Genomic DNA, 12,549 nt, shown 5'->3' with positions numbered 1-12,549 from the left:
TTTATTGTTAAGTAGAGAAAGAGCCAACTCGTGTGAGTAGGCTCTTTCGTTTATATACGATTTTACAATTGTTTCCTTATTTTTCTGGAAATTTTCTTTCGGAAATTATTTCATAAGAATAAACATATAGAATTCTTAAGTTTTTCTTAAATAGTTTTCGGGGAGAAATAATGAGTTTGCTATATAAGAAATATTTTATAGGAACATAATAAGAAGCTTTTTAGTTATCGAATTCGTTTAATATCACGGATAATATCCTCGTAGGGTGTATTTTGAAGACCTGAATATTTCTTCACAACTTTGCCATCTTTGTCCACGAGATAAAAACTCGTACCATGTATAACTTGTGTATTATTTTCTGGTTTGGTTACAAGTGTTTGGAAGTTATCTTTTGCAAACTTCTCAATATCTGGTCGTGTATATCCTGTTAGAAAATGAGTTCGCTTCGTATCCATTTCATAGACTTTCATAAATTCTGTTATTTTTTCAGGTGTGTCTACTTCCGGATCTACACTAAATGATACAAACTCTACATCTTTAATTCCTTCTTCATTCAACATTTTTTGAAGTTTTGCCATATTGGCTGTCATAGGTGGGCAAACAGTTTCACAGCTTGTAAAGATAAAATCGGCTACCCAAACTTTATCTTTTAATTCAGATGAACCAAACTTTTTCCCATTTTGATCTGTAAATGTAAACTTTTCTACATCCCAATCCAGTGAATCTCTTAGTTTATTATCACTACATGCCGCTAAGATTGTAATTACGGAGATTAGTAGAAATAATCCAATTACACGTATTTTTTTCATATGTATACCCTTTCTAATTGTATTTAATGTACGGAGCTACTAGGTAGCTCCGTCTATTATTTGTTACGTAATAATCGCATACTGTTAAGGATTACAATAAGCGCAGCCCCTGTATCACTTAGGACAGCCATCCAAAGAGTAAGCCACCCTGGGAAGATAAAGGCAAGGGCGATAAATTTAATAATTAATGAGAACCATATATTTTGTTTAATGATGTGCAATGCTTTCCGGCTCAGTTTCATCGTATAAGGAAGTTTTTCAAGATTATCTGCCATTAATACAATATCTGCCGTTTCCATTGCTGTATCAGTTCCTGCACCGCCCATAGCAATACCAAGGTTTGCAGTAGCAAGGGCAGGGGCATCATTAATACCGTCCCCAATCATAGCTACTGTTTTCCCTTCAGATTGAAGTTGTTTTACAGAATGAACTTTATCTTCTGGAAGCAAATTAGCAAAATAATGATCTACTTTTGCTTTCTGTGCAATGTGTTCAGCTGTTCCTTCGTTGTCTCCTGTTAACATAACAGTTTCCTGAATACCCGCTCGTTTCAATTCTTGAATTGTTTCATAAGTAGTAGAACGGATGGAGTCTGCTACTGAAATCATACCTAAAATGACTTTGTTCGTTCCAACAAGTATCACGGTTTGACCAATTCTTTGCATTTCTTGAATTGGTTCGTTCCACATTTGAAGTGAAACGCCAAACTCTTCATATAATGCTTTATTTCCAGCGTAGTATGTTTCGCCATCTATCGTGACTTGCGCACCTTTTCCTACAATGGCGCGGAAGTCAGTTCCACTTTGAATAGACGTTTGGTGTTCTTTCGCATATGCTGTAATGGCTTTTGCAATTGGATGGTTAGAGTATTCTTCAATTGTTGCGGCAACTGATAATAACTCATCTTCAGTACAATCTAAGCTTCGTACATACATTACTTTTGGTTTTCCTTCAGTCAATGTTCCTGTTTTATCAAACGCAATAGCATTTAATGAACCTGCGATTTCTAGAGCAGTACCGCCTTTAATGAGTACACCGTTTCTTGCGGCATTTCCTATTGCAGATACGATAGCGACTGGAGTTGAGATAACTAAAGCACAAGGACATGCGACAACTAGAAGTTCTAATCCTTTATAAATCCATTCCATCCATTCGCCCATACCAAGAAGGGGAGGGATAATCATGACACCAATTGCTAATACAAAAACGATAGGTGTATAGATTTTTGCAAAACGATCTACAAATGCTTCTGTAGGTGCTTTCTTTTCCTGTGCTTCTTCTACAAGGTGAATAATTCGAGATAATGTAGTATCCTCAACGAGTTTAGTGACTGTAATTTCTAGGGAACCTTCCTCATTAATCGTTCCTGCATATACAGAATCCCCGATTTGTTTATCAATTGGGATAGATTCACCAGTTATCGGCGCTTGGTTTACAGTAGAAGTGCCTCCAGTAACTGTGCCGTCTAATGGGATTTTTTCACCAGGCTTTACAACAATCGTTGTATTCACTGCGATATCATCTACGGATTTTTTTATAAGTTCAGTACCAATTTTTACCCAAGCTTCTGATGGTGCTAAATCAATTAATCCACGAATGGATTCCCGTGTACGTTCGATTGATTTATTTTGTAAGGTTGCCCCTAATGCAAATAACCAAACAACGGTTGCGCCTTCTAGCCATTGACCAATTAATGCAGCACCAATTGCAGCTGATATCATGAGAACGTTCATATCAAGTGACTTACTTCTGATTGCATAAAAAGCGCTTTTAGCAGGTTTATAACCACCAATACCAATACTCACCGCATAAAGAAGTGTAATAAGAAGAGGTGATACGTTTGTAAAACTTCCTCCAAATCCTAAAGCTAAAAATAAACCTGAGAGAATCAAAGTGATATTTTTTGATTTTGAAACAGGTGCCGCTCCTCTACGATTCCCTGCTAAGGAAGCTACAAATCCGGCGTTAGATACTTCTTTAATAATGTCATCCACATCTCGATCATGACGAATATGCATTTTTCCAGTAGCGAAGTTTACTCGAACTTCTTCTACGCCAGAAACGTTTTGTAGATGTTTTTCGATTGTTAAGGCACATGCACCGCAATCCATACCTTCTACAAGGTATGTTTGTACGCCATCTCCGGATATTTTCCGAGCATCAAGATGAGGTGACGGATCTTCGCATGAGTTATCACTACAGCAAGAAGAGTTTGAGTTTGAATTCGTTTGTTCTTCTAGAGCTAATTCTGATGAACAGCAGGAAGAACTATTTTTTGCTTTTATAGGATCAGTGTTACTACTGCAACAAGAGGTTTCCTTGGTAATAGGGGTGATTAGAATCTCTTTTTTTGAAGAGCAACATGACGATGTTTCTTTTTTTATTTCTTCTTTTTTAGTTTTGCTTTCACCGCTGCAACAAGAAGTTTCTTTAACAATAGGGATAGTCGGAATTTCTTTTTTAGAAGAACAACATGATGGTGTTTCTTCTTTTGCAGGTGCGGGGGAAGAACCTTGACAGCAATTTTCTTGAGTGTCCTTCTCGTTCTTATCTGTCATGACAGTTTTCTCCTTTTTGAGATAAACAAGCATCGTTTTTATCACATGATGCTACTTCATTTTGTACTTCATGAAAGACAACATCAAACATAGTGAGTAACTGTTCAATTTGCTTATTACGTAAGGAGTAGTGGACATATTTTCCTTCTTGTCTACCTAGAATGATTCCGCATCCTTTTAAGCAGTTTAGATGCTGGGAGATATTTGACTGGTTTCCTTGGGTGATTTCTACAATTTCAGATACTGTTTTTTCACCATCCATCATACATTGAAGAATTTGTAGTCTTGTTTTATCAGCAAAGCCACGGATGAACTTGGCTTTTACATCTAAATCATGTGAGTTGCACAATTGTATCCTCTCCATTCGTATTAGTAATGACTAATATGTTTATTCTTTATTCATATTAGCACCCACTAATATGTGTGTCAAAATGAATCAAGAAAAGTCTGATATTTAACGGTATTTTATACGCTGAAAATGTAAAGAGAGCATTAATCAAAGAAGACCCTAAAAATAAAAACAAAGAGCTTTATACTGAAAATGCCGACAAGTATATATCAGAACTACAAAAATTACATGATGAAACAGTAAACAGAATTCATCAAATTCCTGAAGAAAAACGTTTCTTAATCTCTAATGATGAAATGGAATACAGATACAATTATTAATGGGTTACAAAAATAAAATCTAACTAGCGTAACTATTGGAATTTTATAAAATAAGAGAAGAAAGGGCCAACTCATGTGAGTTGGCCCTTTAATTTTTACGAGTTTTGATAGTGCATCTGTTACCTGTTTTGTTCTAGTTAAATGTGACTTTACTTCTCCTAGCATGGAGACAGTTTCAATTTGGAGAAAGCGTAATAGAAGTATTTATCGAGGGTAATGAATTATCTAAATCTGTAGGTAATCTTAAAATAGTATAATCATATAGAGCAAACGATTATACTATTTTAAGGAACCCATAAATATAAAGTTTCTTTTAATTAGACTTATTGAGCTTGTAAAGATAAAACATTGCTTTATCAATCGCATAAAAAATTTGCAACAAAACTAATGAAACCAACTGCTTCTGCTACAAGGGTTTTTATGGTCGGCCAATTCCAATATAATGTAAACCATTTTTTACTATTTCATTTTGTTCAAGACAATTGCGGCCATCAACGATTTTACATCCTCGCATTAATTTTTTTACTTGTTGCCAATCAAGTGTTTTAAATTCATCCCATTCTGTGGCAATAATTATACAATCCGAATCTGTAATAGAGGACTCCAATTCAGTATGTTGTGTAACTTGTTTTTTTACATGCGAAGGGAGAATAGCTATTGGATCATAGGTATGAATCTCGTAACCGAGTGGAATTAGTTTTTCAATAAGTGTTACAGCCAGAGAGTGGCGTGTATCATCTGTATTTGGTTTAAAGGAAATCCCTAAAATTGTTAATTTTTTCGAAGAAGGATCTTTTAAATTGTTTTTGATTTTTTCTATATAGAGATCTACTTGTGTCGAATTGATAGATTGCACAGCTTGTAAAATAGGGACTTGTACTTGTTTACTATTTGCGGTGTAAATTAATGAATTTAAATCTTTTGGAAAACAGGATCCTCCATAACCAAGTCCTGCTTGAAGAAAGTTGGAATTGATTCGGAAGTCATACCCAACTCCTTTTGCTACTTCAGTAATATCAATGTGATAAGCGTCACAAATTCTAGCAATTTCATTTATAAAAGATATTTTCGTAGCCAAAAATGCATTCGAGGCATATTTAATCATTTCCGCGCCATCTAAACTAGTATGAAAGACGGGTGCTTGAATACCTTTATATAGTGCTTGCATAATTTCTAGTGACTTTGTGTCATCTTTTTGTATACCTATGACTGTTCTATCTGGAAAGAGCATGTCACGAATAGCCGAACCTTCACGAAGAAACTCTGGATTAGAAACGATATTGAAAAGTGAGGAATCTACACCTTTCTTTATAAGCATTCCGCTCATAAATTGGTTGGTACCTGGTGGAACCGTACTTTTCGTAATAATAGTTTTATATGATTTTATATTTTGAGCTAATATATCAATTACAGAGTAAATATATTTTAAGTCTGTTTTTCCATTGGACATGGCAGGAGTTCCTACAGCAATAAGAACAACTGGTGTTTGTTGAATAACTTGACCAACATCACTCCGGAATTGTAACCGATTGCGATTTTTGTGCATAAGTTCTGTTAAACCCGGTTCATAGATAGGATACTCACCTTTTTGGAGAGCGTTAATTTTATTCTGATCTTTATCAACACAAATAACATGATGTCCTAAATCGGCTAATACTACTGCTGATGTTAGCCCAACATAGCCAGAACCTATAATACATATATCCATAAAAAAATCACCCTTCTGAAATTAGTACTAGTTTTTACTTAAATATTGGTGGATAAGTTCATCTAGGATATTATGGATTAATCGAGAAATGAACGCTCCAACATATAACGTTTTACCTTTTCAAGGCGATCTATCTTACCATATATATAAGAAATAGGCTATCTATTATACTCTCAATCTGGTTTAAAATAATAGCAGGTCGACGAATATAATGGCCAATAAACCGATGGTGTTCTTTTATGATCCCTTTTTAAAGTTTAGATTGAATATGATTCGTTTCACCTGAAGTATGTCTTTTGAAAGAATCTTACTCCAGTGTGATTGGAAGTATTCTTATACTATATTTGATTTTAATTTGTTCCAATAATTATGTCTATCTAAGATAATATGTTTCAGTATTTTTGGTTCCATGACTAAAAACTATCACAACCTGAATAGTTAGGATAGTTCCAAATTTTGTACGAAATCTAAACAAAAAACGTATATTTTCGTAGCTTATAAAAAAAGGATCAGATGTCTTTGTATTAGGGTTTTTGCATTGGTTGAAATTACCAAACAAAAATATGACAACTGCCGAAATATTTTTGTTGACACTTAACGTAAGCGCTTTTATAATCAAGTGGACAATAATGAAAATCACTATCACTTAGGGGTAGCAGGGGGAAGCCATTCATGACATTCAAATTAAAAGTATTATCTGCAGCAGCGGTAACATCTCTTCTTTTTACGGGTTGTGCAAAAGAGGAAACAAAAGTATCGGAAGCACAAAATAAAAAGACGGAACAGACAGTGAAAAAAGAAGAAACAAAACAACAAGAAGTGGATTTTGTACAAGCTTATAAGGATGGAGTAGCTGAACTTGAAAAAGCGAAAGAGGGCAAAGAGGTTGACTTTGATAAAGTAACAAAGTTATATAAAGAAAAATTACAACCTCTTGTTCAAAAGCGAGATGGTGAATTTAGCGAACAAATCGATCAAACAATTACGGCTGCATTAGAAGCAGGTAAAAAGAAAGAAATGGAACCAATGGTTGTAAAGCAGCTATTTGATAAATTAATGCAAAAAGAATTCTTCCAATCAATGCGTCATGATTTCAAAGAAGTAGATGAAAAATGGGGCAAAAAAGATGATGTGAAGAAAGAAATGGATGAAGCGCTTGCTTTCTATAAAGGTGTAGAGGGCACAGTTGGAAAACGTGATGCAGCGTATGGCACACAAATGGCTTCTCAAATTAAAGGCGGCTTTGATGAAATGCAAGCAGCCATTGATAAAGACGACAAACTTGCATTTGCACTTGGTAAGCAAGTTGTAGATAAAACGATAATGAAAACATTCTACCTAGCGACAGGTGGAGTTCCACATGGTTATGCTACAAAAATGGTAGAAGCAGCAAAAACTGATGAGAAGACAGCGAAGATTGAACAAGCAGAAGGATGGGCATTTTATCAAGCGATCTATCCGTATATCAAAAAAGCAGCTCCTGAAGATGCAGACTTTATCTTAAAGCAGTTTGATTTAAAAACTGATATAAAAACAGTTGATGCAAAAGCAGTAAATCAAGCGTTTGTACGTGGATTCTCAAAAGTTGCATTAGGTGAGTATAAAGAAAGCCAAGAGAACTTTGGAAAAGATAAAGGTCCGATTACAGCATTAGAAGGCGCGTTGTTCATTAATATCATCGAAAATGATTTGAAAACAGTACTTGGTGAACAGGAAACAGTAGAGTTAACAAAAACAGCACAGTCTTATTTAGAAGCAGTAAAAGCGAAGAAGAAAGAAGATGCTGATAAATTGTTACCACAACTTGAGGGTGCGTTAAATAAAGCTGTTGAAGCAGCGAAATAATCTGCTCATACGTATACCTTTTGGAAGAAACCTTGTCTTGACAAGGTTTCTTCTTTTACATAGTGTGGTAAAGGGTGGTGAAATGAATGAAAGTATTAATTACTGGAGGGGCTGGTTTTATCGGGAGTCATCTTGCTTTAAAGTTGTTAGAACAAGGAAAGCAAGTTGTACTACTTGATAATTTCCACTCCTATTATGCGAAATCACGAAAACAGTTTCAGCTTGAACGAGTGCAGCGATATGGAAATGTACCATTTTACGAGTGTGATATTTTACATAAAGAAGATGTGAAAGCTGTTATGCAGCAAGAGAAGGTTGATGCAGTTATTCATTTAGCTGGATTTCCAGGTGTGAGACCATCACTTGAAATGCCAGATGCTTATATTGATATTAATATAAAAGGGACAAGTAACGTATTAACATGCGCAGGAGAAGAAAATGTAAAGAAAGTTATTGTGGCATCCTCTTCTTCTGTGTATGGTGAGCAAACAGGAATGCCTTTGAAGGAGGAAATGGCAAATGGCCGTGTCTTATCTCCTTATGCAGCATCGAAATACGGGGCAGAGTCACTTTGCCATGCTTATCAATATATGTATGGATTTCAAATGAATATTTTACGATTCTTTACTGTATATGGTCCGTGGGGGCGCCCTGATATGGCGATAGCGAGCTTTATTCGAAAATTATTACGTGGTGAAGAAATTGTTGTATATGGAAAGGGAACAGGAAGAGATTACACATACATTGATGATATTACAGAAGGGATTGCTCTTGCGTTAGAGTCGAATAGAAGCGATGTCTACAATCTAGGTTCGAATGCACCAATTTTAATGACTGAATTGCTTGCACAGTTAGAGAAGCACTTCCCGCTTATGCGCGTAAAGAGAGAGGCGCATCGTCAAGGAGATGTAACATCGACATGGGCTGATATTTCGAAGGCGAGAAATCAGCTGGGATATGAACCTCGTGTATCATTTGCAGAAGGGTTGGAGCAGACTATTGCTTGGGCGAAAGAATATCCGGATACTGTTTAATCTTTGCGGTATTTTCTTGTTATGTGTTTTTTTTGTTATATCGTGGCAGTCATTTGAAATGTCTTCTTTGTGGGGAAAACTATATGAATTATGGAAACATCCTTATACCTTAATAGTTCTTATTGTGATGTATGGCATTGCATTTTTCTTTCGTGCATACGCTTGGAAATTGTATCTTCATCATCATATTACAATGAAAGAGGCTTTATATGGATTGTTTTATAGCTTGTTTATTAATCATGTTTCTCCATTGAAAGTAGGGGATGCTGTTCGCATTGCGATCATTACAAAAGAAAAGAAAGTGACGTTAGGAGAAGCGACACAATCAGTTGTTATTCTTCGTATATTAGATTTACTTATTCTTGGTGTATTTGGAACAGTAGGGATGTTTATATTGTGGGGGAATGTTTTACTGAATGTTCCCGTTATCCTCGCTTGTATATGTATCGGAAGTGGTGCATTGTTTCTTTTGTATAAGAAAGTACCACAATTTGTAGAGGGACAATGGGAGCAATTAAAGGCCGTTTTGTTTACAATGCAAGGCGTTATCATTATATTACTAATTGTAATGAGCTGGATTTGCGAGGCTTTTGTAATTTATGAGATTGCGAGTTCACTTACATTCATACAGGCGGTTTGGGTAAATAGTATGACCATAGCAGGACAAGTATTTCAATTAACACCAGGCGGTCTTGGGACATATGAAACGGTAATGACGTTTGCGCTAAGGGCGCTTGGAGTAGAGGAAGTGGCAGCATATGAATGGTCATTAATGAGTCACGGTTTTAAATTTATATTTTCTTACGGTGTGGGTGCAATCCTGCTCGTCTTATACCCAATGGAGTTGCGTTCACTAGTCAGTCAGAAGGAGGAAAACATCCGGTGGAAGAAGTAAAAAAAGCATCAAAGTTTGAAAAAGTTGCAGCCCGTTGCTGGAACTTACTGAATGAAGGAAAACCGTTTACGCCTATTTTTGTATTCGGTACATTTTTATTGTTTTCTATCCCGCAGTTTGGACAAAATGGTTTTATTTCAGCATTTTTTAGTAGTTTTGTCCTCATTGTACCTTTACTTGTTTTATATTATTTGTTTGATTTTCCACTGTTTTTAAGAAATTATTTATGGTTTCCGTTTATTGCATATTTAATTGTATTTAAGATGGTCCATTTGCCATTATTCTTTTTTGCATTAGGATTATATTTCTTCTTTACAATTCTATTTTGGGGAACCTTATATTATCATTTGCGAATTGGTACATCATGGTTGAACTTCACACGGTTTTGGAAGCTGGTTTTAAAAAATAGTGATTCTACAAGTGGGAATGCACAAGAACAGATGCCAAAGTTCTTACTATTACTTTCGCTTTGGTATTACTATTACGATTTCTTTCAAGAAGGCGGTACATTTAACGGTGTAGATTGGAAAGTGCTGTGTATATTTTATGGTGCTCTTCTTATATATACGCTTATTTTACACCGTAATTTATTTGATTGGCAGCCAAAGGCAATTTCTAGCTATACAGAAAACATGCCTGAAAATCAAGAGGCATTAAATGAAAAAGTAGTTGTGATTGTGATAGATGGTATGCGAAAAGATCGTTTTGAGGCAGCACATACACCGTACTTAGATTCCCTTCGAAAACAAGGGACAGAGTTTTTAAATATGGAAACTGTATATCCAGCTCGTACAGTTGTATGTTTCTCATCTATGTTTACAGGAACGTATTCTTTTGAACATGGAATTAAATCGAATATGGTTTGGAAGCATGGAGTGAACGTAGAGAGTATTTTTGATTCTCTTCGTAAAGTAGATAAAACAGGGAAGATGTTGGCGGTTGCTCATCTTGTCGACGCGTTTGGCGATGATGTGGAAACATTTACTGCTGTGATGAAAAATGATGTTGTTGACTCGAAAATTATGGAGAAAGCAAGAAAGATTATGGATGAACAAGATCCAGATCTATTTATCGTCCAGCTTATTTCTACAGATCAAACAGGTCATAGCCGCGGCGTACTATATGATGAATATTTACAAAAAATTCATGAAGCAGATCAGCATGTGAAGCAATTTATTGAGCATTTAGAGAAAACAGGAAAAGCAGAAAATACGACATTTATCATTTGTGCAGATCATGGACAAGCGGATGGGATTGGTGGTCATGGGCATTTAGACGAAGGAGAACGGTTTGTACCATTCTTTATGTTCGGCCCTCATATCGCTCAAGGTATAAAAGTAGAAGAAAAGAAGAGTCTTGTTTCTATGGCCCCTACAATTGCTTATTTATTAGGAGCGCCGTATCCATCTCATAGTCGTGGTCCTGTCTTAGTGGAGGCACTAAAGGAGCAGGAAAAAGAATGAAAGTAATTGTTTTTATACCCGCATTAAATGAAGAGGATTCTATTGCACATGTCATTCAAAAGGTACCGCGCCATTTTCATCCAAGTGTAAAGGTAGAAGTACTTGTTATCGATGATGGCTCAACTGATAGAACGGTAGATGTTGCAAAAAAGGCCGGGGCTGATCATATCGTTTCATTTGAAAAAAACGGAGGACTTGGTGCAGCCGTTCGAGCAGGTTTGCAGGAGAGCTATCGTCTTGGGGCTGACATTAGTGTAATGATTGATGCTGATGATGAGTACCCAGCTAATGAAATTCCGAATGTACTTGAACCTATCTTTACTGGAGAAGCAGATTATACGATGGGTTCTCGTTTTCGAGGAACCATTCAAGGGATGAGATTACATCGACGTCTTGGGAATTATTGTTTTACGACGCTGCAATGTTTGTTATTGCGAAAGTGGATTCGCGATGGACAATCAGGTATGCGTGCTTTTTCTAGACAAGCGATGGAGCATGGGGAAATTATTCATGATTATAACTATGCCCAAGTTATTACTTTGAATTTAGTACGAAAAGGCTTTCGAGTACAAGAAGTACCGATTACGTATAAAGTAAGAGAAACAGGCGATTCTTTCATATCTTTTCGTAAGTATATGACGCGTGTGCTTCCGGCAATTTGGAAAGAAATGAAGCGTCCAGTAGAGAAAGTTATAATTGACTATGCTGCACATGTATTAACAGAAGATAAGAGGTGCTCGTAGCGAGCAGTTCTTATCTTGACAATAATAATCAGTAACCTTGGGAGGAACTTTCATGAAAAGAATCATTACATCATTATTTGTTGGTATTTTCTTACTATTCTCTGTGCAAACAAGTGCATTTGCTTATTCGTATGGAAATCCGAACGAAGAAAAAGTAGCTGAAGCATACAAGCAGATGGTTACCAAGTTAGATGAAAATCCGGCAAACTTTAAAGAAGCAAAAAAAGCATATGAAAATGTGCAAGAAGAAATTGATCAGCATATGGGAAAAGAACCTTCTAAAGCAATGATGAAGGACTTTGATAAACAAAATAAAGAAGATATTATTGCTGATATGCAAAAAATTCTTGCGCTTAATATTAATCGTCGTTTAACAAATGTAGACGAAAATTTTAAAGACTATGATACAAGCAAACGTTTATTAGCTAAAGCATTTGCTACATATGAAGCGTTATCACCAGTTGTTGGTGAGCACAATAAAGAGCTGGATAACAAGCTAAAGGATGAATTTAATAAAGCGTTAGAATCATTAGGAAATCCAGGCTTATTTGGAGTAGGTCAAAAAGAAGCAAATCAAGAGGCTTTCAAGAAAAGCAAAGACGTTATTTTAACAGAGTTACAAAAAGAGTTTAAAATTAAAGACTTTAAAGTTGGACACTTTAGTGCAAATAGTCAAGAAGATAAAGCAGCTTCTGATAAAACGGAAAAAACAGAGTGGACAGATTTAAGCAGCCTGAAAAACTGGGCTCCAATCGTAATTATTGTACTTATACTTGTTGGGGTCATTGTATACGCTGTAAGAAAACGCAAGTAAGGGTGAGGGGG

Annotated in this window: 10 protein-coding genes and 1 pseudogene; 7 read left to right on the top strand and 4 right to left on the bottom strand. The window is 35.8% G+C overall.

The window, feature by feature from the left end; translation table 11 throughout:
* Positions 1-224 precede the first annotated feature (224 nt).
* From MR065_RS06690 to MR065_RS06680, 3 genes are read right to left on the bottom strand one after another with little or no spacing between them, the layout of a single operon-like run.
* Positions 225-809, bottom strand: a complete 585-nt coding sequence (locus MR065_RS06690) for an SCO family protein (protein ID WP_242212996.1) — start codon at positions 807-809, stop codon at positions 225-227.
* 56 nt (positions 810-865) lie between these two features.
* Complete coding sequence (locus tag MR065_RS06685; RefSeq protein ID WP_242212994.1) at positions 866-3,367, bottom strand: heavy metal translocating P-type ATPase; 2,502 nt, start codon at positions 3,365-3,367, stop codon at positions 866-868.
* On the bottom strand, positions 3,357-3,716 hold the full coding sequence (locus MR065_RS06680; RefSeq protein WP_242212993.1) for an ArsR/SmtB family transcription factor: 360 nt from the start codon (positions 3,714-3,716) through the stop codon (positions 3,357-3,359). Before MR065_RS06680 ends, MR065_RS06685 begins: the two co-directional genes overlap by 11 nt.
* Before the next feature lie 101 nt (positions 3,717-3,817).
* Here MR065_RS06680 and MR065_RS06675 point away from each other — a divergent pair.
* Positions 3,818-4,009 (top strand): annotated as a pseudogene (locus MR065_RS06675) (metal ABC transporter solute-binding protein, Zn/Mn family); the annotation flags it as partial.
* A gap of 445 nt (positions 4,010-4,454) precedes the next feature.
* Here the strand turns inward: MR065_RS06675 and MR065_RS06670 are convergent.
* Entirely contained in the window at positions 4,455-5,744 is a 1,290-nt protein-coding gene (locus MR065_RS06670) for a UDP-glucose dehydrogenase family protein (RefSeq protein WP_242212992.1), read from the bottom strand.
* 672 nt (positions 5,745-6,416) lie between these two features.
* Between MR065_RS06670 and MR065_RS06665 the strand changes: the two genes are divergently transcribed.
* The 6 genes from MR065_RS06665 to MR065_RS06640 all read left to right on the top strand — a co-directional run bounded on the left by MR065_RS06665 (position 6,417) and on the right by MR065_RS06640 (position 12,538).
* Positions 6,417-7,589, top strand: coding sequence for a hypothetical protein (locus tag MR065_RS06665; protein WP_242212991.1), 1,173 nt, complete (start codon positions 6,417-6,419; stop codon positions 7,587-7,589).
* 86 nt (positions 7,590-7,675) lie between these two features.
* Positions 7,676-8,623 carry an SDR family NAD(P)-dependent oxidoreductase gene (locus MR065_RS06660; RefSeq protein ID WP_242212990.1) on the top strand — a complete coding sequence of 316 codons (948 nt, stop codon included), beginning with the start codon at positions 7,676-7,678 and terminating at the stop codon, positions 8,621-8,623.
* Positions 8,589-9,518 carry a lysylphosphatidylglycerol synthase transmembrane domain-containing protein gene (locus MR065_RS06655; RefSeq protein ID WP_313895152.1) on the top strand — a complete coding sequence of 310 codons (930 nt, stop codon included), beginning with the start codon at positions 8,589-8,591 and terminating at the stop codon, positions 9,516-9,518. The genes MR065_RS06660 and MR065_RS06655 overlap by 35 nt, the downstream gene beginning before the upstream one ends.
* Positions 9,506-10,981 (top strand): alkaline phosphatase family protein, encoded by a 1,476-nt coding sequence (locus MR065_RS06650; protein ID WP_242212988.1) that lies wholly within the window; start codon positions 9,506-9,508, stop codon positions 10,979-10,981. The genes MR065_RS06655 and MR065_RS06650 overlap by 13 nt, the downstream gene beginning before the upstream one ends.
* On the top strand, positions 10,978-11,724 hold the full coding sequence (locus MR065_RS06645) for a glycosyltransferase family 2 protein (protein WP_033731175.1): 747 nt from the start codon (positions 10,978-10,980) through the stop codon (positions 11,722-11,724). The genes MR065_RS06650 and MR065_RS06645 overlap by 4 nt, the downstream gene beginning before the upstream one ends.
* 52 nt (positions 11,725-11,776) lie before the next feature.
* A complete protein-coding gene (locus MR065_RS06640; protein WP_242212987.1) occupies positions 11,777-12,538 on the top strand; it encodes a hypothetical protein in 762 nt (253 codons plus the stop codon).
* Positions 12,539-12,549 lie beyond the last annotated feature (11 nt).

It is taken from the genome of Bacillus cereus group sp. BfR-BA-01383 (assembly GCF_022663495.1).
Classification (GTDB): Bacteria; Bacillota; Bacilli; order Bacillales; family Bacillaceae_G; genus Bacillus_A; species Bacillus_A cereus_AU.
The sequence above is the reverse complement of the archived record's forward strand: the minus strand, read 5'-3'. Positions and strand labels throughout refer to the sequence as shown.